Raw genomic sequence first — 19,920 nt, 5'->3', positions numbered from 1 at the left:
CCGATCCGGCCCGCGACGGGGGTTCGGCTCCTCGGAGCCGGCCGGCGCGAACCATACTGGGACATATGCCCGCCATCGCCGCCCACGAATACTCGCCCTGGGACTTCTGGCGCGAAGCCTCCGTCGACGACCGTGAAGCACAGCTCGCACTGCAGCGCGCGCTCGTCGACGGGCGTCCCGACCACGTGCTCGGCGATGAGTGCTTCGTCTCGGGGCTCGCCTCCGTCGACAACGACTCGCTGCGGCTCGGCGACCGCACATACGTCGCGGCGGGCGCTTACCTGACCGGCGACCTCGTCACCGGCGCGGACTGCAGCGTCAATCCGTACACCGTGATCCGGGGGCGCGTCACGATGGGCGACGGCGTGCGCATCGGTGCGCACACGTCGATCCTCGGGTTCAACCACTCGATGGAGTCGGGCACGCCCGTGTTCCGCCAGCCACTGACATCGAAGGGCATCGAGATCGGCGACGACGTCTGGATCGGCTCGCACGTCGTGATCCTCGACGGCGTGCGCGTCGGGTCGCACTCGGTGCTGGCGGCGAGCGCGGTCGTCACGAAGGACGTGCCCGAGGGGGCTGTCGTCGGCGGCAACCCCGCCCGTTTCATCCGCTGGCGCGTGGAGCCCGAAGACACCGGCATCGCGCCCGATGCCGCCGCGGGAGCCGCCGCGCGCGCGGACGACGACACCCCGCCGCTCATCGAAGAAGTGGATACCCCGGCCCTGGGCCTCATGCCCGCCCTCGCCGGAGGCCACCCCGGGCGCACGCTCACGGCGGCGTCCTCCGAGGCGGACGAGCCAGCACACGGCGGCCGGCCGAGCGATGCTGCGGCCGCTGCGGACTCCGTCGGTGCGACGGAGGGCGCCGCGAGCTCACCCCTGACCGACGCGACCTCGCGCAAAGGATCGGCCCCGACGCTGGACGCCGCGGCACCGGACGCCGTGCCCGGAGCGCCCGCGGCACTCGGGCCCGTCACGCCCGACGCCGCCCCGCGTTCGAACGTTCCGCAGCCGACCCTCGCGCCTGGCGCATACGCCGCAGCCGACCTGGACGGCCTCGCCGAGCGCGTCGCCGGGCTGGCCGCGCGGGTCAGGGACGAGGCATCCACGGTTCTTCAGCGCGCGTGGCGCGACGACCTCGGGCTCTTCGCCGACAAACCCGGCGCCGCGCCCACCGTGCGGGCGCAGTGCGACGCGATCGAGATCGCGGACCTGCTGCTCGGCACTGCGCCGGCGCAGGCGACGGCGGCCGCGCAGATCCGGCGGCTGCAGGACTGGCAGGATGCCACGACGGGCGCCATCGCACCCCTCGATGCGGACGGGCGGCCGCAGGCGGGCCTCGGCTTCTCGCATCCCGATGTGGCGTACCACGTGCTGAGCGTGGGGTACGCACTGGACCTCCTGGGCTCATCGATGGCGTCCCCCCTCACGTGGGTGACGGAGGCGACCGCCGACCGGGTCGTCGCGCTCTGCGAGAGTCTGCCGTGGGGCACCGACGCGTGGGGCGCCGGGCACCACATCGACGGCTTCGGCACGGCGATCCTGTGGACCAAGCGCGCAGGGCACGAGATACCGGCGGGTGTGGAGGAGGCGCTGTTCGGCTGGCTGCTGCTCCACACCGACCCGCACACCGGCATGTGGGGCTCCCCCGCGGCGGACGGCGACCTGCTCCCCGTCGTGAACGGCTTCTACCGCGCGTCACGCGGCACGTTCGCGCAGTTCGGCGTGCCGCTGCCCCGGCCGGAGCGCGTCATCGACACGGTCCTTCGTCACGCGCGGTCGCCACGATGGTTCGCCCCCGGCACGCGCAACGCGTGCAACGTGCTCGACATCGCCCATCCGCTGTGGCTCACGCGGGCGACGGGATACCGCGGCGACGAGGTGCAGGCGCTCGCTGCCCGGCTGCTCTCGGACGCGCTGGCGACCTGGACGCCCGGTGCCGGCTTCTCGTTCCGCGAGCCGTCGCCGGCGACCCGCGGACTCGCCGAGACGGAGCCGGGCTTGCAGGGCACAGAGATGTGGCTCGCGATCCTCTGGTACCTCGCCGACCTCGCGGGGGTCTCGGATGCGCTCGGCTACCGCCCGCGCGGCGTGCACCGGCCCGAACCTGCGCTCACTCTCCCGTAGCGGACGTCACTCCCCCGTCGGAGTCGACGACCACACCTCGGGCAATCCACCGTCCGGACCGGCGGGAACGATGCCCTGCCAGGGCGTGATCGAGCGCCAGCCCACGTCCGGGTCGTCGTGCAGGAAGACGATCACTCGATCTGCGTCCTGCAGCGCCGCGAACGGGTCGGGCGGAGGGGACGCCTCGCAGGTGGCCGGCGTCGAAACGACCTCGATCTCCTCGTCGCCGTCACCTTCGACCCACTCGTCGACGGCGATCGTCCACCTCGGAGCGGCTTCGCCGTACATCGTCGTGCTGCCCGACTGTTCGACGAGGCGCCCCGCGACGACGGCATCCGCGCCCTCCGCCGCATCCGCGGGGCTGTCGAACGACACCCAGTCGACGCACGTGTGGGACTCGAACGGCCCGGCTGTGCACCCGGTGAGCGCGGCGACGACGAGCACCCCGACCACGAGACCATTGAGCACCCGGCGTCTTCGCATGTGTCGAGTATGGTGTGCGGCGCCGCGGGTGCGAAGAGTGGATGCCGTCATCCGGCGCGTTCCGCCGCGTGGATGAGCACCGCCCCCGCCGCCGCGAGCTCTCGCGAGATCGGATCCTCCGCAGGGGTGTCGGTGATGATCCCCGCGGTCTCGTCGAACGGGAGGACACCGAAGCGGGATGCGGTGCCGACCTTGTCGGTGCTGGCCAGGACGTACGTGTCGGCGGCGCGGGAGGCCAGCGCACGCTTCATCGCCGCTTCGTCGGGGTGCCCGGTCGTGAGCCCGGCGGTCGGATGCACACCGGTGACCCCGAGGAAGAAGGCGTCGGCGCTGACGCTGTTCGCCGCCTCGACGGCCGCAGCGCCGCATGCGACGGCCGAGTGCTTGAAGAGCTGCCCGCCGATCACGAAGACCTCGGCGGCGTGATCGAGCAGAGCGGCGGCGACCGTGGGGCTGTGCGTGATGATCGTGCACGGAAAGCTCTTCGGCAGCGCGTCGACCATGGCGAGCGTGGTGGTGCCGCCGTCGAGGATCACCGTGGCACCCGGCGCGATCAGCGCCACGGCGGCGGCGGCGACCCGGCGCTTGCTGTCGGGGGCGACCGCGGCGCGGCTCGCGTAGTCGACGATCGCCGGCGAGGCCGGCAGCGCGCCGCCGTAGACGCGGACGGCGAGCCCCTGGGCGTCGAGCTCGCGGAGGTCGCGCCGGATGCTGTCCTCGGAGAGGCCGAGTTCGATCGCGAGCTCCTTGGCGACGATGCGTCCCTCCCGGCGGAGGCGGTCGAGGATCAGGTCCTTGCGTGCGGCGGCGAGCATGCGGTGCCTTCCTATTCATGCACGTTTGTGCTGTATCTTGCCTGTTATGAGCAAGCCTATGCTGATTCTGATCGCCGGACCGTACGCCTCGGGCACCGGAGGCGCCCCCGAGCTGATGGCGCGCAACCTCACGCGACTCGAAGAGGCGGCGTGGCCGATCTTCCAGGCGGGTCACGTGCCGATGATCGGCGAGTGGGTCGCGCTGCCGGTGCTCTCCAGCGCCGGCGCCGACGGCCCGTCCGACCCGCTCGCGGCGGAAGTCATGTACCCCACGGCCGAGCGGCTGCTGCAGCACTGCGACGCCGTGCTGCGCCTCCCCGGCGAGTCGCGCGGCGCCGACCAGGACGTCGCGATCGCACAGGGCCGCGGCATCCCGGTGTACTACTCGATCGACGAGGTCCCGGGAGCGGCGGCGGCCTAGGTTCCTGCGAACAGCACGTCGGCGCGCTCGCGAGGTGTGAACAGCCTGGGATGCTGGAGGGCATGGCCATCACCGTCGTCCCCTACTCCAACGAGTGGCCGGCGGTCTTCGCGGAGGTGGCGTCCGATCTGGCACGGTCGCTGTCCGGCGTTCGGGTCGTGGCGATCGAGCATGTCGGGTCGACCTCGGTGCCCGGGCTCGCGGCGAAGCCCGTGATCGACATCGATGTCATCGTAGAGCGAGAAGACGTGGATGCCGCGATCGCGGCACTCGTCGCCTCCGGCTACACGCACCGCGGCGACCTCGGAGTCACGGACCGCGAGTCGCTCGCCGAACCCGACGCGCCGCGCCGCAACGTGTACGTGTGCGTCGCGGGGACCCTGCACGTGCGCAATCACCTCGCGGTGCGCGACGTCCTGCGCCGGCGACCGGACCTGCGGGACCGCTACGGCGCGGTCAAGACCGCGCTCGCCCAGCAGCCCGACCTCGACATCGACGCGTACCTCGCCGGCAAGTCCCCCGTGCTGCAGATTGTGCTCGCCGAATCCGACCTCACCGCCGAGGAGAAGGACACAATCTTCCGGCTGAACACCGGCACGTGAGCCGTCCGTGCGGGCGGGGCGTTTCGTCTCGCTCGTTCCTCGCTCGCTCAACGACCGGCGGCGTCCACCCGCGTAGCCCCTCCGGTGCCGTCAGCCGAGACGCGGTCCGACACGAGGATCCCGTGCGGGCGGGGCGCTTCGTCTCGCTCGTTCCTCGCTCGCTCAACGACCGGTGGCGTCCACCCGCGTAGGCCCACGGGCCCTGAGCGAGCGCCGGCGAGACGAAGCGCGGCACCCACACAGCCACCCGGGCGCTGAGCGAGCGCCAGCGAGACGAAGCGGGGCGCGGAAACGCCGGCCGTCCTGACACCTCAGCGGAGCACGGCGGGCGCCACTGCGGGGTGCAGGTGGTCGGAGGCCAGGGCGACGGTCGCCTGGCGCGCACCGGCGGTGAGGCATCCCGTCAGATCCTCGCCGGCGAGCGAGGCGGCGAGGAAGCCCGCGAAGAACGCATCGCCCGCGCCGTTCGTGTCGACGACCTCGACCGGCACCGCGGGCACCTGCGCCCGCTCCCCCGTCGCCGCGAGGGCGATCGCGCCCGCCGCACCCCGCGTGCAGACGGCCAGGCGCGGGCCTCGATCGAGACAGCTCTGCATGAGCGCCCATGGATCGTCGGTGCCGTCGTCGTTCATGAACACCACGTCGGCGGCGCGAACGAACGGCTCGTGGAACGACGAGGCCCCGTCGTAATCGTGCAGGTCGGTCCAGATCGGTGCCCCCTCCGCACCGGCGAGGCGGCGCTGGACGAGCGCCGCACCCGTCTCGCTGAGGTCGACGACGGCGACCTCCGCCTCGCCCAGCGCGGCCTCGATGAGGTCGAGGTCCGGCGCCGTGGGTGCAGACGGAGTGGAGAGGTAGAGACTCACCCGCTCCCCCGCCGGCGTCATGAGGTTGGCGTGCCGCTCGGTGCGCAGCGAGGCATATGCCTCGACGGGCACATTCCCTGCCGTCAGCGCAGCCACGACCCGTCGACCGTCCTCGTCGTCGCCGACCAGTGCATGCAGTGTCGCCTCGACCCCCTGATCGGCGAGGTGAAGCACCTTGCCGGCGGAGGTTCCCCCCAGCGTGTGCTGGTCACCGAGGGCGAACTGCATGTGGGGAACAGGCTCGGGCAGCCGATCGAGCAGGATCAGGTGGTTCCACGAGGCGGGGCCGCACACGGCGACGCGGGCAGCGGCGGTCTGCGAAGAAGGGGCGGGAGGCATCCGCTCAGTAAACCACCTTCCGACGACGAATGTAAGCGCTTGCAGGATCGGTAGGCCGATGCAGGATCGTGACGCTCGACAGTGATCGCGCGGCGTAGGGTGGTGCGCGTGAAGAGACATGCCACCGCGCTCATACTTCTGTTCGGGCTCGCCCTGACCGGATGCGCTTCCGCGGGCCCCACGTCGGCGAACGACGGAGGCGCCGGCTCTTCAGCCACGTCGGCGCCTGCCGATTCGGCTCCGACCCCCACGCCTGCCGACTCCATCACGGTCGGCGTCGACGCTCTGGCGACGGTCTACGACGGCGAGGAGGCCACGTACCCCTACAGCGACCCGGAGCCGCTGCTCGCCTTCGTCGAAGAACTCACCGGCGCCGCCCCTCAGAGCGAGGACATCGAAGACCCGTGGGGCAACGGCGAGGTATGGGGCACGAAGTACACATGGGACGGCATCATCGTGTCGTCGATGACCGACGGCGGAGCCGGGATCCGCGTCACCGCCGCCGAGGTCAACGGTGTTCCGGTGACCACCACGCCGGGCATCGCCGTGGGCTCAACCAGTGACGCCGTGGTCGCCGCAGGCGGCTGGGAGACGTGGAACGACGGCACCTCGTACTACTACGGCATCGATCCGCACCCGGTGGAGGGTACGCAATCGCTCAGCACGCCCGGCGAGGTCGGTCACGCCTACGTCGACATCACGACGCAGAACGGCGTGGTGACCGCGTTGACGTCTCCGGCCAACGACTACTCCGACATCTGAGCCCGCGCCGCCCTACTCCTCCCGCGGCCCCAGGTCCGGCTCGGCGACGAAGCGCACGACCGGGTCGGCGACGCGGTCGAGCTCGATGATCACGACGACGTTGTCGCCTGCACGCAGCGCCGCCGCGGGCACGTAGAGCGTGCGCTGGGGGCCGTTGGACCAGTACCGCCCCAGCACGAAGCCGTCGACGACGGCGTAGCCCTTGCCCCAGCCCGCCGTGTCGAGGAACAGGTCCGTCGGTTCATCGAGCACGAAACCGCCGCGCAGGGCGAAGGGGCCCGTGACGCCCGCCGTGCCGACCGGGGCGGTCTCGGCCACCTCTCCCAGTGCAGCCACGTCGATCGGCGTCGCGGTCCAGCCGGTCATCGGGGCACCGTCCAGGAACACCCCTTCGACCAGGCCTTTCGCCTCTCCCAGGCGCACGTCGTAGTTGACACGGCCCTGCTCCTCGACGAGCACGCGCAGGCGTCCGCCGGTGGGCACGATCAGGGCGTCCTCGCCGCGGGTGCGCGACAGTGTGCCGACCGGCGCACCGTCGACCGACACCCACGCGTGGTCGCGCACCTCGCCGAAGCGCAGCACTCCCCCGGCCGGCAGGTCGGTCTCGTACGCGACCAGCGCGCTCAGGTGGCCGAGCTCCTCGAAGGTCGGCGGCACGTCGTAGCGCACCGTGAATGCCTCGACATCCGCCGCCACCGACTGCATCGCCACCTCGAACACGGGAGCTGCGGCCCCGGCATCGGGCACCTCGTGCGGCACCGGCGCGTACTTGGCGATCACGTCGCGGAACGCGAAGAACTTCTCCGTCGGGCGCCCGGCTTCGTCCAGCGGAGCGTCGTAGTCGTACGACGTGACGATCGGGAGGTAGCGGCCCTTGTGGTTCGCCCCGTTGGTCAGGCCGAAGTTGGTACCGCCGTGGAACATGTAGAAGTTGACCGACGCCCCGGCCGACAGCAGCGCGTCGAGTTCGGCGGCGGAGTCGGCGGCCGACGTGGTGTGGTGCGTGGCGCCCCACCAGTCGAACCAGCCGTCCCAGAACTCGGCGCACATGAGCGGCCCGGTCGGCTGGTGACGACGCAGGGTGGCGAGGCGTTCCGCCGCGCGGGACCCGAACGACCCCGTGAGGTGCACGCCGTCGACGCTGCCGTCGCTGAGCATCTGGTCCGTCGGCTGGTCGATGGTCGTCAGCGGCACCGTGATGCCGGCATCCCTCGTCACCTGCACGAGGTGCTCGAGGTAGGCGGTGTCCGAGCCGTACGCGCCGTACTCGTTCTCGATCTGCACGAGGACGACCGGACCGCCCCGGTCGATCTGCCGCGGCGCGACGATGTCGTACACGCGCTGCAGGTAGGCCGTGACCTCGGCGAGGTACGAGGGCTCGGAGCGGCGCAGCCCGATGCCCGGCATCCCGGTCAGCCACACCGGCAATCCGCCGTTATGCCATTCGGCGCATATGTACGGCCCGGGGCGCACGATCGCGTGCATCCCCTCGGCCGCGACGAGGTCGAGGAAGGCGCCGAGGTCGTTCCAGCCGGTCGCGTCCCACTCGCCGTGCACCGGCTCGTGGGCGTTCCACGCGACATATGTCTCGATGGTGTTGAGCCCCATGAGACGGGCCTTGCGGATGCGGTCGGCCCACTGGCCGGGGTGCACGCGGAAGTAGTGCAGCGCCCCCGCCAGCACGCGGAACGGTTCGCCGTCCAGCAGGAAGTCGGTGTCGCCGATCGCGAACGTGCGCGCTGCGGGGGAGGCGGTCACTGCGCGGAGCCCGTGCGGGCCTGCAGCACGGCGGCGAGGCGCTCCAGCTGCGACGCGTCTTCGAGCGCCGAGCCGACGGCCGCGACGCGCACGCCGGCGGCGAGGTACTCCTCGACGTTCGACGCGTCGAGTCCGCCGGTCGCGACGAACCGCACCTGCGGGAAGGGCCCGCGGATGTGCTTGAACCAGCCGCTGCCCAGCCACGTGGCGGGAAACGCCTTGAGCCACGTCAGGCCGAGCGACACGGCCAGCTGCACCTCGCTGGGCGTCGCGACGCCGGGGAGGATCGGGATGCCGGCCTCCTGCGCCGCGCGGACCACGACCGGGTCGAGGCCCGGCGACACGAGGTACTCCGCGCCGGCGTCGGCGGCGAGCGCCACCTGCGCGGGCGTGATGATGGTGCCGGCGCCGACGATCTTGCCGCGCTCGCGGGCCGCGGCGACGACCGCGCGCAGCGCACGCTCGTCCTCCTCGGTCTGCAACGGCACCTCGACGGAGTCGATGCCCAGGTCCCACGCCGTCTCGGACAGCCGCACCGAGCGCTCGACGCCCATGCCCCGCAGGATCGCCATCAGCGGCGCCCCAGCGAAGGCGGTGTCGAACCAGTCAGGGGTCGTCTCAGTCATCGGGAGTTCCTCTCGTGAATCGCAACCGGAACCGCGCTCGGCGGCCCACGGAGTCAGTGCGCGGACGGCTCGTCGATCGAGTCCGTCGTGGTCTGCAGGGTGCGCGCGGCACGGGCGTGGCCGGCGCGCAGGCTGTCGGCGAGCGAGTCGCCCGACAGACGCCCGGCGAGGTAGCCGCCGGCGAACGCGTCGCCGGCGCCCACGGCCTCGACGACCTCGACGACCAGCGCGGGCTCGAACACCGCGTCTGCGTCGGTGTACACGGTGGCGCCCACCGATCCGTCCTTCACGACGAGCTCGGCGACCTGGGGCAGGAGCGCCCGCACGTCGTCGGCCTCGACGGTTCCCCACAGGGTCTCGGCCTCGTCGCGGCCGACGAGCACGATGTCGGCGCGGCGGGCGAGCTCGAGCAGCGCGGGGGCGGCGGTGGCGGCATCCCACAGGGGAGCGCGGTGGTTGACGTCGAACGAGACGCGCACGCCGTGCGCGTGCGCGCGGTCGATGACCCGCGCGAGGAACGCCGCGGCGGACGACGAGATGGCGGCGGTGATGCCCGAGACGTGCAGCAGGTCGACGCCCTCGAACGAGACCGCGTCGGCGTCGGGCTCGCTCAGGGCCGAGGCGGCCGAGCCGTCGCGGTAGTACAGCACGCCCTTGCCGGGGTCCTTCACGTACAGGCCCGTGCGGCGGGCGTCGTCGTAGACGACGCGCGACACGTCCACGCCGCGCGCGGTGAGCTGACGTGCGATGCGGCGGCCGAGCGCGTCGGCACCCAGGCGGCTGAACCACACCGCCCGGTGCCCGAGGGCGGCGACGTGGGCGGCGACGTTCGACTCGGCACCGCCGGCATCCAGCAGGAAGTCCTCGGCGTCGGCGACGGGCGCGGCGACCACGGGCGCGACCATGGCCATGGTCTCGCCGATGGCGAGCAGGGTGCGGGGCATTCCGCCAGCGTAGTCAGGGTGCGGCATCCCTCACCTCCCGATCCGTGGATAAGTCGGAGATCCCGCGAAATTCGGAGGAATCGGGCCGATTCCTCCGCGTCTCGCGGGTTCTCCGAGCGTGGCGCGACGCGCGCGTGTCACCGCAGGTCGGTGACGGGCGCCGCATCCATGTCGTCGAAGGCCTGGTTCTCGCCGGCCATCGCCCAGATGAACGTGTACGCCGACGTGCCGACCCCCGAGTGCAGCGACCACGACGGCGAGATGACGGCCTGCCGGTCGGCGATCACGAGGTGGCGGGTCTCTTCGCGCTCACCCATCAGGTGGATGACGCGGGCCTCGTCGGGCAGGTCGAAGTACAGGTAGCACTCGGTGCGGCGGTCGTGCGTGTGGGCCGGCATCGTGTTCCACATCGAGCCCGGGTGCAGCTCGGTGACGCCCATGACGATCTGGCAGCTCTTGACGCCGTTCTCGTGGATGTACTGGTTGAGCGTGCGGCGGTTCGAGGTGAGCTGGTCGCCGAGCTCGCGCACGGTGCCCTCGCCGGGCGAGACGAGCGCGGCCGGGTACGCGGTGTGCGCGGGGGCCGAGAAGAGGTAGAACTGCGCGCCGGACTCGGCATCGGCGGCGTCCGCGAACGACACCGCCTGGATGCCGCGGCCGAGGTACAGGCAGGCGCCCTTGACGAGCGTGTAGACCTCGCCGTCGGCGGTGACCGTGCCGGTGCCGCCGACGTTGATGATGCCGACCTCGCGGTGCTCGAGGAAGTAGTCGCTGCGGATCTCGGGGTAGCCGCCGAGCTCGAGCACGCCGCCGGCGGGCACGGCGCCGCCCAGCACGATGCGGTCGTGGTGGGTGTAGGTGAGGCGGATCTCGCCCGGCACGAACACGTCGGGGATCAGGTAGGTGTCGCGCAGGTCCTGCGTCGTCATGCCCGGGATCTGGGCGGGGTTGGTCGCGTAGCGCTGCGGGATGTGCTGCTCGGTCACGAGTTCTCTCCTGGTTCTGCGTGTTCTGTTCGGGTGAGTGGATGCCGGCGGCCTAGCGGACCAGCCAGCCGCCGTCGACGGGGATCACGGCGCCGGTGACGTAGGCGGCGGCGTCCGACGCGAGGAACACGAAGACCCCCTGCAGGTCGGACGCGTCGCCCCAGCGCCCGGCCGGGATGCGCGACAGGATCGAGGCCGCACGGTCCTCGTCGGCGCGCAGCGGCGCGGTGTTGTCGGTCGCCATGTAGCCGGGGGCCACTGCGTTGACGGTGACGCCGGCCGCGGCCCACTCGTTCGCGAGCGCCTTGGTGAGGCCGGCGACGGCGTGCTTCGAGGCGGTGTATGCCGGGACGAGGATGCCGCCCTGGAACGACAGCATCGAAGCCACGTTGATGATGCGCCCGCCGCCCTGGGCGATCATGTGACGGCCTGCGGCCTGCGACAGGTGGAACACGGCGTCGAGGTTGATCGACAGCACGTCGTCCCAGTCCGAGGCCGGGTAGTCGACCGCGGGGGAGCGGCGGATGGTGCCCGCGTTGTTGACGAGGATGTCGAGGCCGCCGAGCTCGGCGATGACCTCGTCGACGGCCGAGGTCAGCTCGTCGGGCGTCGCCGACACGAGGTCGCGCTGCACGCGGTGCACACGGCGGCCGGTCTGCTCGATCAGCGCGGCGGTCGCCGACGCGTCGCCGCGGTCGAGCAGCGCGACGTCGGCGCCGGCCTCGGCGAGGGCCAGTGCGGCGCCCTGGCCGAGTCCACGGCTGGAGCCGGTGACGAGGGCGACCTTGCCGTCGAGGCGGAAGGAGTCGAGGATCATGCGGAGGCCTCCTGGCCGGCGTCGGACGAGCCGACGAACGTGGTGGTGAGCTCGCCGATGCCGGAGATGCGCACGGTCACCGCGTCGCCGGGGGCGAGTGGGCGGTGCACATCCTGCGCGGCGGGGAGCTTCTGCGGGGTGCCGGTCGAGACGATGTCGCCCGGCTCGAGGGTGAGCACCTGGCTCAGGTGGTGGATGACGTACGCGACGCTGAAGATCGTGGTCGAGGTCGACTGCGACACGGTCACGACGCCGTCGCGCACGACCTCGACGAGGAGGTCCTGCGGGTCGCCGAGCTCATCGGGCGTGACGACCCACGGCCCGAGCGGCGCGAATCCGTCGGAGCACTTGCCCAGCGCCCACTGGCTCTGCCGCCGCTGCCAGGCGCGGTCCGACACGTCGTTGAGGATCGTGTACCCGCCGACGTGGTCGAGGGCGTCCTCCAGCGCCACGCGCTGCGCGCGGCGGCCGATGACCACCGCGACCTCGCCCTCGTAGTCGACGTCGGTCGCCCCACGCGGGATCGCGACAGGCTCGTTCGGCCCGGCGAGGGTGTTCGGGGTCTTGACGAACACGTCCGGGTACTCGGGGTCGTTCGCGGTCGGGTCGACGCCGTCCGGCACGTGCCCTCGGTAGTTGTACCCGAGGCACAGGATCTTGCCGGGCGTCACCGGCGCCAGGAGCACCGATTCGTCCAGCACCGGGAGGGACGACGGATCGGATGCCGCCACCGCCGCCTCCGCGGCGCTCAGGGCCGCGGCATCCGCCAGCAGCCCGGCGACCGATCCGGCGAAACCGCCCAGGTCGAGCAGCCGGTCGCCGACGACGGCGCCGGGCCGCGGCCCGGACGCGCCGGCGTACGTGACGAGTCTCACCAGTACTTCTTCCACTCGGGGCGCGCGATGCGCATGAGCGCCTCGAGGTAGAAGTAGTCGCCCCACAGCGTGCCCTCGTCGACGCCGTTGTCCTTCGGGAGGTCGTAGACGGAGTGGAGGATCAAGGCGTCCGACTCGTCGGCCGACGCCGGCGCGTAGTTCGCGATGAGCGAGGCCAGGATCGCGTGGGCCCGGGCCGTCCACTCCGCGGCGCGGCCGGCATCCACCTCCACCGAGGCGAGCTCGAGGAGTCCGCACACCGCGATCGCGGCGGCCGAGCTGTCGCGCGGGGCGTCGCTGCCGTCGGTGTAGACGAGGTCCCAGAAGGGCACGTCGTCGGCGGGGAGGTGGCGCAGGAAGTACTCGGCGCAGCGGCGGGATGCCTCCAGCAGGCGCTCGTCGCCGGTCACCGCGTAGTTCATCGCGAAGCCGTAGATGCCCCACGCCTGGCCGCGCGCCCAGCAGGACTCGTCTGCCGCGCCCTGCTCGGTGCCGCCGCGCAGCGGCTCGCCGGTCTCGGCATCCCAGTAGAACGTGTGGAACGTCGAGTCGTCCTCGCGCAGGATGTGCTCGCGCAGCTGCGCGGTGTGGCGGCGCACGGCGTCGTCGAAGCGGGGCTCGCCGGTCTGCTCGCCGGCCCACGTGAGCAGCGGCATGTTCATGAGGCTGTCGATGATGGTGCGGCCGCGCTGGGCAGGGTCCGACAGGTCGCCCCACGCCTGGATGATGCCCGCCGGCTCCAGGAAGCGGCGCATCAGGTGGTCGGCTGCCAGCAGCGACGCGTCGCGCGCCGCCTGGTCGGCGCCGAGACGCCACGACGCGACCGTCGAGAGCGTGTACAGGAAGCCGAGGTCGTGGGTGTCGAGGTCCTCCTCGGCGCGGACGCGACGCTCGAAATCGGCGACGTCGACGAGGGCGGCCTCGCGGTAGTCCTCGGCACCGCTGAGCTCCCACGCGAGCCACAGCATGCCGGTGCGGAAGCTCGTGGTCCAGCCGCGGTTGCCGCCGAGCGGGATGCCGCCCTCCGCAGGGCGCAGCTCGTAGCGGTCGTCGACCGTGGTGTCGTCGGGGTACGCGGGGCCGAACTTCGCGATGTTGCGGCGGATCGTCGACAGGGCGTCGGCGATGGCGTCGTCGACCTGGGGGGCTTTCGTGCCCGAAGCAGGCGAGGTGGACGTCATGAGGGATGTTCCTTCGGAGTATGCGATGCGGGATGCCGGGGCCTCAGGCCCGCGCGGGCGCCGCGTCGTCGAGGTCGAGCACAGGTCGGAGGGTGAACCGGGAGTTGGTCCACGCGAGATAGAGCGCAGCGGATGCCGTCAGCCCGAGGCCGAGCGCCGGCGCGGTGGCGAACACCGCGGCCTGCACGCCGAACGCGACGAGCGACACGGCCGTCAGGTACCACCGGCGCAGGCCCAGGTGCAGGCTCGCGCGCAGCACGTCGCGGAACCGGGCGGTCGGCACCTCGGCGAACGCGACGAGCGACAGCAGCCCGACGCCGATCGCGAGCAGGCCGAGGACCCCGAGCAGCGGGACCGTGAACACGGCGGCCGGAGAGGTCGCCAGCATCCGGATGTCCGCCAGCAGCACGACGATCACGGCGGTGACGGCCGCGCCAATCACGAGCGCGCGCCACCACGTGTCGCGCAGGCCCGCGACGAACGCGCGGATCGGGCCGAGACCGCCGTCGCCGTGCTCGCGGAACGCGCGGAACGCGGCGGCGAGACCGGGGGCGGCCAGCGGCGCGGCGATCGCGAGGAGCGGCCACGAGTAGGCGGGGTCGGTCGTCACGAGCAGCGCCACCAGCGGCAGGCACGAGATCACCAGCAGCAGGTTCACGATCAGGCCGAGGTAGATCATCCCGATGAGGGATGCCCACGTGTCGTGCGAGACCAGGCCGTTGAGCTTGGCGAGGACGCCGGAGTTCTTCATGACCTCACCCCTTCAGCCCGCTCGTCGCGATGCCCTCGACGAAGTACTTCTGGCCGAGCAGGAAGATGATCGCGATCGGGATGACCGAGATCGTCAGGCCCGCGAACAGCAGCGCGTAGTTCGTGTCGAAGAGGTTCGAGACGAAGCCCTTGAGACCCAGCTGGATCGTCCACAGGTCGGGGTTGCGCAGGTAGATGAGCGGCCCGAGGTAGTCGTTCCAGGTGTTGACGAAGGTGAGCAGGGTGAGGGACGCGAGCGCGGGCACCGACAGCGGCAGCATGATCTTGCGCCAGATCGCGTACTCGCTCAGGCCGTCGATGCGCGCGGCCTCCGACAGCTCCTCGGGGATCGTCTCGTAGAACTGCTTCATCAGGAACACGCCGAACGCGCCGAACGCCTGCAGCAGGATGATCGACCACAGGGTGTTCGAGACCTTGAAGTTCGACAGCATGATGAACTGCGGGATCATGTACGACTGCCACGGCACGGCGATCGTGCCGACGTACAGCAGGAACAGGATGTCGCGGCCGCGGAACTTCATGCGGGCGAAGCCGTACGCGGCGAACGAGCCGGTGAGCACCTGCAGGAAGGTCACGACCACCGCGAGGAACAGCGTGTTGCGGATCCAGACCAGCATGTTCGACTGCGTCCAGATGTCGATGTAGTTCTGCCACACCCACGTCTCGGGCAGCCACTTGATCGGCACCGAGAACACCTCGTTCGAGGACTTGAACGAGCTGAGCACCATCCACACGAACGGCGTCAGCAGGCCGATCGCGAAGATGATCAGGGCGACGTACATCAGGATGCGTCCGATGCGGCGCCCGGGGGTCAGCTTCTCGCCGTCCGCGCCGCGCTTGGGCTCCTTGCCGTCGGCGAGCTTCCGCAGGCTCCGCACGGCGGCGGTGGGAGGCGTGAAGTCCGAGACCAGGCGGTCGGCGGCATCCTTCTCGAGCTGCTCGGCCATCACTTGTTCCCCCTCTTGTTCCACAGGAACTGGATGATGGTGACGATGATGCACATGAAGAACAGCACCACCGCGGCCGCCGACGCGTAGCCGAACTGGCTCTCCTCGAAGCCCTTGCGGTAGATGAACTGCGACATCACGAGCGTCGCCTGGCCGGGACCGCCGTCGGTCATGACGAGGATCAGGTCGAAGATCTTGAACGAGTTGATCGTGAGCATCACGGTGACGAAGAACATCGTGGGCCGGAGCGACGGAAGGGTCACGTTCGTGAACCGCTGCCACGTGTTCGCACCGTCCATGCGGGCCGCTTCGTGCAGCTCGCGCGGCACCGTCTGCAGGCCCGCGAGGAACAGGATCATGTAGTAGCCCATGTCGCGCCACGTGGAGACGATCACGACGGCCGGCATCGCCCAGTCGGGCGACGTGAGCCATCCGGGCGGGTTCTGGATGCCGATGAACTTGAGGAACTCGTTGATCGGGCCGTACTCGGGGCTGAAGAGCAGGTTCCAGACGACGGCGATCGCGACGATCGACGTGATGTAGGGGAAGAACGCGGCGGTTCGGAAGAACGCGACACCGCGGAGCTTGTTGTTGAGCAGCAGCGCGAGACCCAGCGAGACGACGATCGTCAGCGGGATGTGCATCACCGAGTAGTAGAGGGTGTTGACGACCGAGGTGCGGAAGCTGCCGTCGCCCATGAGGCGGGTGAAGTTCGCGAGACCGACGAAGTCGGCCTTGCCGAAGACGTTCCAGTTCGTGAACGCCATGTAGAAGAGGATGACGATCGGCACGAGCGTGAGGACGCCGAAGCCGATGAAGTTGGGGAGGATGAAGCTCCACCCGATGAGGGTGTTGCGCAGGCGCAGCTTCGAGCGCCGGCGGCGCGCGGGCGGCGGTGCGGTGCCGGCCTCGGTGGCGGTGATGGTCGCCATGGCGGACCTCCAGAAGGGGCCTGTCGGGAGTGGGTTGCTGGTGCGGTGCCCGGCCCGCCCGCGGGGAGCGGGCCGGGCACCGGGTATCAGGGTCCTTCGGCAGGCTCAGGAACCGGGGGCCTGAGGTTCAGAGGCCCTGAGCCTGCCGAAGGGTGACGGGATCAGTCGGTGCCGACCTCGTTGGCGACGCGGTCCTGCGCCTCCTTGATGGCGTCGGCGGGCGACTGCGAGCCCGACATGATCGCGGTGTGCATGTCGCCGAGGATGCCCTGGATCGCCGCGGCCTTGTCAGAGGTCGGGTTCTCGGGGTGGACCTCGTGCGTCGAGTACGCGAACTTCGACAGGTCGTCGGTGGGGGCGCCGTCGACGGAGAAGTACGTGTCGACGACGGCGTCGGTCAGCAGCGCCGGGGTGATGCCGATGCCCGCGAGCACCTGGGCGCCCTCTTCACCGGCGGCGAAGGCCAGGAAGTCCTTCGCGGCGGCGACCTTGGACTTGTCGATCGCGGCGTTGATGCCGAGACCGGTCGGGTCGCCGAAGGTCACCGGGGTGTTGTCGAGACCGGTGGTCTTGGACGACTCCTGCGGGATGGGCGCGATGCCCCAGTCGAACGTGTCGGCGTCGCCCGACGCCTGCTGCGCGATCAGCGTCGCGACGAACCACGTGCCCATGGGCAGCATGGCGGCGTTCTGCTTGCCGAACTCGCCCTGGTAGGTGAGCTGGTTGGCCTTGCCCGTGTTGAAGTCCACCTGGTCGCCGGCGGCCTGCATGGCGAGCTGACGCTCGTAGAAGGGCTCCATGTAGTCGTACTTGCCCTTGAGGATGTCGCTGTCGGTCTGCGCGTTGGCGAAGCCCTGGACCGTCGACTGCCAGTTGTGCAGGTAGGCGCCCTTGGCGGCGCTGCCGGCGGCGGTCAGGCCCGTGGTCAGCGCGTCGGCGGCGTCGGCGTAGTCGTCCCACGTCCAGGTGCCGTCGGGGTAGTCGACGCCGGCCTGGTCGAAGAGCGCCTTGTTGTAGTAGAGCACCCACGAGTCGTTGCGGTAGGGCACCGCGTAGGCGGTGCCGTCGACCTCGTACGACTTGGCGCCGCTGATGCCGTCGGGCAGCTTCACATCGGACACGTCGAGCAGCTGGCCGCCGTTCACGAAGGTCGGGACGTACTTGACCTCCTTCTGCGTGATGATGTCGGGAGCCGAGCCGGCGGCGAGGTCGGCCGTGACGAGCGTGTTGTACTCGGCCGCGTCGTAGCCCTTGAGCTCGATCGTGACGTCGGGGTTCTCCTCGTGGTACGCGTCCGCGAGCTTCTGGAACTCAGGCGTGGTGTCGAGGCTCCAACCCGACATCGTGAGCGTGACCGGACCCGACGACTCCTCGGGCGCGGCGGCGTCGTCGCCGCTGCTGCTGCAGCCGGCGAGGGCGAGCGTGGCGACCACGGCGATGCCGGCCGCGGCAGCGTATGAGCGCTTCATACTGGGGGTACTCCTTTGTGATTGCGGACCCTTCCTCGGGCCCATCGGGTTCACCGGTCTGCGTCGGACGCGTCTCCGGGGTTCGCGAGGCGACTGGTGGTCGCCGTCCCGTCCGGCCACGAGACCATGACGGTGGTGTCGCCGGCGTCCGTGCGGACGTCGACGGTCGCATCGCGGGACGATGCGAGGTCTGCGGTGGTGAGCTCGACGAGCGTGGCGATCCACGCTCCCGGCTCGACCGGGTACGTCACGACCGGCACGATCGCGACGGGTCCGAGCGGGCTGGCGTCGTCGCGCTCCTCGAGCGTCGCGACCCCCTCGCCGAGGACCGAGTGGATGCCGGAGGCCAGGCCGTCGGCGATCGCCGAGGCCGAGGCATCCCGAGCCTCTCCCGACACCGTGTCGGCAGCGAGTGCCCAGCCGCCGACGCGCAGGCGCAGCGCACCGGCGTCGACACCGGGCTCGAGGGAGTCGACGCGCGTGAGGCGCACCTCCCACGGTCCGCGCAGCAGGGAGTGGACGGTCACGACGCCCGCGAGCTCGACGTCGCCGTCGAGTCCGGAGCCGTGACGGTGCGCCGCGGGGCGCGGAGCCAGCCAGTGGGCGCGCGAGACGGAGGCGGCGATCGCGACGCGGGCGCTGTCTTCGCCGTCGACCCGCGTGTCGATGAGCTCCATCGCGGCGCGGTGGGTGGCGCGACCGGTCCCGTCGACGAGCGCGACGGACTGCTCCAGCGGCTCGTGCCACGCGTGCTGGTTCGCGAGCGGGCTCGTGGCTGTGGAGTAGCCGATGCGGGCGTACAGCGGCGAGTCGCCGACCAGGGCGCCGTCGGCGGCGTGGTCGCTGCCGTGGTTCGCGATGCGCACGATGCCGTCGGCAGGGGTGCCCGACACGGCCCAGCCGGCGGAGCGGACGACACGGATGTCGTCGACGGCCTCGACGGGGAGCGGTGCAGTCGCGGCCGCCCACACCGGGTGGTCGGCCGGCAGCGAGATGCCGAGCAGGCCCTTGACGGCCCAGTACGGCGAGCCGGGGCCCGAGTACGACTGCGCGAGCTCGCGCCACTCGTGGTGCCAGCCCATCGTGAGCACGCCGTCCTCGCCGGGCGCGTCGTGGCCGACGAAGTGCGCGACCACGGCGTTCGCGGCGCGACGCAGCTGCCCGAGCGGCACCGAGGGGACCTCGGCGATCGCGCCGACCCAGAACGGGGCCGCGGCGGCGAAGCGGTAGATGAGGCTGCGGCCCTGGATGAGGGGCGAGCCGTCGGCGCCGACGAGGGCGACGGCGTCCTGCAGGAAGCGGTCCAGGCGCACGATGTCGCCGGCGGTGCGGCCGCCGGTCAGCTCGTCGGCGCCCTGCATGCGCGACCACAGCACGGGATAGGTGTGCAGCGCCCAGCCGACGTAGTGGTCGTACGAGCGCTCGAAGCCGTCCGAGATCCAGCCGTCCTCGCGCACGAGGGAGTCGTGCAGCGCCAGGTCGTCGGCGATGTCGGCCGCCGACCACGGGCCTCCGACCGACCGCAGGAACGTCTGCACGACGACGCGGAACCACAGCCAGTTCGTCTTCGGGTAGGTGGTGTCGCCGACGACGGGCGCGAGGTAGTCGATGACGCGCTGCTGCGTGAGGGCATCCAGACGGTCCCAGATCCACGGGCGGGTCATGTCGAGCACGAGGGCGAGCGACGCGGCCTCGACCTTGGCCTGCGCGTGCTCGTCGAGCCGCACCCAGCGGTCGGCAGCATCCGGGTCCACGCCCGTGACGATGCCCTGCCGGTAGAAGTCCGCGAGTTCCTCGGTGCCTTCGCCGCGGGCGCCCGCGATGCGGAAGCCGGCGAGCAGGAAGGTGCGGGCGAAGCCCTCGAGGCCGTCGACGTCGTGGCCGTAGCCGCCCTCTGCGCCGGGGAAGAAGATGCGGCCGTGGCCGGGCGACGCGTACGAGCGGGCGGTATCGAGCAGGCGGTCCGCGAAGGCGACCCATTCGTCCCGGGTCCAGTCGACGTCCACCGCGGTGCGAGCGGATGTGCCGTGCTGCTGGACCGTCACTGGGATCTCCCTTGATCAGATTTCGTCGCTGTCCGCCCTCCGTGGAAGGCGAACGTTTTGGACTGTAGCAATCCATTTCGTTCATTGCAAGACTGTTTTGGATTCGTTATGATCGTTTATGATCGCTTTGCGAGTACGGTGAATCGACGAGG

Annotated in this window: 19 protein-coding genes; 4 read left to right on the top strand and 15 right to left on the bottom strand. The window is 71.0% G+C overall.

Annotated features, from left to right (window positions below; genetic code table 11):
* The first annotated feature begins 65 nt into the window (after positions 1-65).
* On the top strand, positions 66-2,129 hold the full coding sequence (locus tag ACFWJ8_RS05445; RefSeq protein WP_378809680.1) for an acyltransferase: 2,064 nt from the start codon (positions 66-68) through the stop codon (positions 2,127-2,129).
* A 6-nt stretch (positions 2,130-2,135) separates the two neighbouring features.
* On the opposite strand, the gene ACFWJ8_RS05440 is transcribed toward ACFWJ8_RS05445, so the two are convergent.
* Positions 2,136-2,612, bottom strand: coding sequence for a hypothetical protein (locus tag ACFWJ8_RS05440; protein ID WP_378809679.1), 477 nt, complete (start codon positions 2,610-2,612; stop codon positions 2,136-2,138).
* A gap of 47 nt (positions 2,613-2,659) precedes the next feature.
* On the bottom strand, positions 2,660-3,427 hold the full coding sequence (locus ACFWJ8_RS05435; RefSeq protein ID WP_378809677.1) for a DeoR/GlpR family DNA-binding transcription regulator: 768 nt from the start codon (positions 3,425-3,427) through the stop codon (positions 2,660-2,662).
* Positions 3,428-3,485: 58 nt separating this feature from the next.
* Here ACFWJ8_RS05435 and ACFWJ8_RS05430 point away from each other — a divergent pair, with 58 nt between their 5' ends.
* Positions 3,486-3,848 (top strand): DUF4406 domain-containing protein, encoded by a 363-nt coding sequence (locus ACFWJ8_RS05430; RefSeq protein ID WP_378809676.1) that lies wholly within the window; start codon positions 3,486-3,488, stop codon positions 3,846-3,848.
* 62 nt (positions 3,849-3,910) lie between these two features.
* Positions 3,911-4,450: a GrpB family protein gene (locus ACFWJ8_RS05425; RefSeq protein WP_378809674.1), complete on the top strand. Its 540-nt coding sequence runs from the start codon at positions 3,911-3,913 to the stop codon at positions 4,448-4,450.
* Positions 4,451-4,761: 311 nt separating this feature from the next.
* Here the strand turns inward: ACFWJ8_RS05425 and ACFWJ8_RS05420 are convergent, their stop codons facing one another.
* Positions 4,762-5,655, bottom strand: a complete 894-nt coding sequence (locus ACFWJ8_RS05420; RefSeq protein WP_378809672.1) for a carbohydrate kinase family protein — start codon at positions 5,653-5,655, stop codon at positions 4,762-4,764.
* A 108-nt stretch (positions 5,656-5,763) separates the two neighbouring features.
* Between ACFWJ8_RS05420 and ACFWJ8_RS05415 the strand changes: the two genes are divergently transcribed.
* Positions 5,764-6,417, top strand: coding sequence for a hypothetical protein (locus ACFWJ8_RS05415; protein ID WP_378809671.1), 654 nt, complete (start codon positions 5,764-5,766; stop codon positions 6,415-6,417).
* 12 nt (positions 6,418-6,429) lie between these two features.
* On the opposite strand, the gene ACFWJ8_RS05410 is transcribed toward ACFWJ8_RS05415, so the two are convergent.
* The 12 genes from ACFWJ8_RS05410 to ACFWJ8_RS05355 form a co-directional block, all read right to left on the bottom strand.
* Positions 6,430-8,175, bottom strand: a complete 1,746-nt coding sequence (locus ACFWJ8_RS05410; RefSeq protein ID WP_378809670.1) for a beta-galactosidase family protein — start codon at positions 8,173-8,175, stop codon at positions 6,430-6,432.
* Positions 8,172-8,801, bottom strand: a complete 630-nt coding sequence (locus ACFWJ8_RS05405; protein ID WP_378809668.1) for a bifunctional 4-hydroxy-2-oxoglutarate aldolase/2-dehydro-3-deoxy-phosphogluconate aldolase — start codon at positions 8,799-8,801, stop codon at positions 8,172-8,174. The genes ACFWJ8_RS05410 and ACFWJ8_RS05405 overlap by 4 nt, the downstream gene beginning before the upstream one ends.
* Positions 8,802-8,854: 53 nt before the next feature.
* Positions 8,855-9,745, bottom strand: a complete 891-nt coding sequence (locus ACFWJ8_RS05400) for a sugar kinase (protein ID WP_378809666.1) — start codon at positions 9,743-9,745, stop codon at positions 8,855-8,857.
* 137 nt (positions 9,746-9,882) lie between these two features.
* Entirely contained in the window at positions 9,883-10,731 is an 849-nt protein-coding gene (kduI, locus tag ACFWJ8_RS05395) for a 5-dehydro-4-deoxy-D-glucuronate isomerase (RefSeq protein ID WP_378809665.1), read from the bottom strand.
* Positions 10,732-10,783: 52 nt separating this feature from the next.
* A complete protein-coding gene (gene kduD, locus ACFWJ8_RS05390; RefSeq protein WP_378809664.1) occupies positions 10,784-11,548 on the bottom strand; it encodes a 2-dehydro-3-deoxy-D-gluconate 5-dehydrogenase KduD in 765 nt (254 codons plus the stop codon).
* Positions 11,545-12,423: a fumarylacetoacetate hydrolase family protein gene (locus tag ACFWJ8_RS05385; protein ID WP_378809662.1), complete on the bottom strand. Its 879-nt coding sequence runs from the start codon at positions 12,421-12,423 to the stop codon at positions 11,545-11,547. The genes kduD and ACFWJ8_RS05385 overlap by 4 nt, the downstream gene beginning before the upstream one ends.
* Positions 12,420-13,604, bottom strand: a complete 1,185-nt coding sequence (locus tag ACFWJ8_RS05380) for a glycoside hydrolase family 88 protein (protein WP_378809660.1) — start codon at positions 13,602-13,604, stop codon at positions 12,420-12,422. Before ACFWJ8_RS05380 ends, ACFWJ8_RS05385 begins: the two co-directional genes overlap by 4 nt.
* Positions 13,605-13,647: 43 nt before the next feature.
* Positions 13,648-14,355, bottom strand: a complete 708-nt coding sequence (locus tag ACFWJ8_RS05375) for a ferredoxin-NADPH reductase (protein WP_378809658.1) — start codon at positions 14,353-14,355, stop codon at positions 13,648-13,650.
* Between the two features lie 4 nt (positions 14,356-14,359).
* The gene (locus ACFWJ8_RS05370) at positions 14,360-15,322 is read right to left on the bottom strand and encodes a carbohydrate ABC transporter permease (protein ID WP_378809657.1); all 963 of its coding nucleotides are present in this window, start codon (positions 15,320-15,322) and stop codon (positions 14,360-14,362) included.
* Positions 15,322-16,254, bottom strand: coding sequence for a carbohydrate ABC transporter permease (locus ACFWJ8_RS05365; RefSeq protein WP_378809655.1), 933 nt, complete (start codon positions 16,252-16,254; stop codon positions 15,322-15,324). Before ACFWJ8_RS05365 ends, ACFWJ8_RS05370 begins: the two co-directional genes overlap by 1 nt.
* A gap of 161 nt (positions 16,255-16,415) precedes the next feature.
* The gene (locus ACFWJ8_RS05360) at positions 16,416-17,723 is read right to left on the bottom strand and encodes an ABC transporter substrate-binding protein (protein ID WP_378809653.1); all 1,308 of its coding nucleotides are present in this window, start codon (positions 17,721-17,723) and stop codon (positions 16,416-16,418) included.
* Positions 17,724-17,773: 50 nt separating this feature from the next.
* Entirely contained in the window at positions 17,774-19,768 is a 1,995-nt protein-coding gene (locus tag ACFWJ8_RS05355) for a DUF2264 domain-containing protein (RefSeq protein ID WP_378809651.1), read from the bottom strand.
* Positions 19,769-19,920: the final 152 nt, after the last annotated feature.

Origin of the sequence: Microbacterium sp. NPDC058389, assembly GCF_042722305.1 — a bacterium.
GTDB lineage: Bacteria > Actinomycetota > Actinomycetes > Actinomycetales > Microbacteriaceae > Microbacterium.
The sequence above is the reverse complement of the archived record's forward strand: the minus strand, read 5'-3'. Positions and strand labels throughout refer to the sequence as shown.

Bases quoted from the DNA above. Each gene is read 5' to 3' on its own strand.
- ACFWJ8_RS05445 (WP_378809680.1), top strand. From the start codon at position 66: ATGCCCGCCATCGCCGCCCACGAATACTCGCCCTGGGACTTCTGGCGC.
- ACFWJ8_RS05440 (WP_378809679.1), bottom strand. From the start codon at position 2,612: ATGCGAAGACGCCGGGTGCTCAATGGTCTCGTGGTCGGGGTGCTCGTC.
- ACFWJ8_RS05435 (WP_378809677.1), bottom strand. From the start codon at position 3,427: ATGCTCGCCGCCGCACGCAAGGACCTGATCCTCGACCGCCTCCGCCGG.
- ACFWJ8_RS05430 (WP_378809676.1), top strand. From the start codon at position 3,486: ATGCTGATTCTGATCGCCGGACCGTACGCCTCGGGCACCGGAGGCGCC.
- ACFWJ8_RS05425 (WP_378809674.1), top strand. From the start codon at position 3,911: ATGGCCATCACCGTCGTCCCCTACTCCAACGAGTGGCCGGCGGTCTTC.
- ACFWJ8_RS05420 (WP_378809672.1), bottom strand. From the start codon at position 5,655: ATGCCTCCCGCCCCTTCTTCGCAGACCGCCGCTGCCCGCGTCGCCGTG.
- ACFWJ8_RS05405 (WP_378809668.1), bottom strand. From the start codon at position 8,801: ATGACTGAGACGACCCCTGACTGGTTCGACACCGCCTTCGCTGGGGCG.
- ACFWJ8_RS05400 (WP_378809666.1), bottom strand. From the start codon at position 9,745: ATGCCCCGCACCCTGCTCGCCATCGGCGAGACCATGGCCATGGTCGCG.
- kduD (WP_378809664.1), bottom strand. From the start codon at position 11,548: ATGATCCTCGACTCCTTCCGCCTCGACGGCAAGGTCGCCCTCGTCACC.
- ACFWJ8_RS05380 (WP_378809660.1), bottom strand. From the start codon at position 13,604: ATGACGTCCACCTCGCCTGCTTCGGGCACGAAAGCCCCCCAGGTCGAC.
- ACFWJ8_RS05375 (WP_378809658.1), bottom strand. From the start codon at position 14,355: ATGAAGAACTCCGGCGTCCTCGCCAAGCTCAACGGCCTGGTCTCGCAC.
- ACFWJ8_RS05370 (WP_378809657.1), bottom strand. From the start codon at position 15,322: ATGGCCGAGCAGCTCGAGAAGGATGCCGCCGACCGCCTGGTCTCGGAC.
- ACFWJ8_RS05365 (WP_378809655.1), bottom strand. From the start codon at position 16,254: ATGGCGACCATCACCGCCACCGAGGCCGGCACCGCACCGCCGCCCGCG.
- ACFWJ8_RS05360 (WP_378809653.1), bottom strand. From the start codon at position 17,723: ATGAAGCGCTCATACGCTGCCGCGGCCGGCATCGCCGTGGTCGCCACG.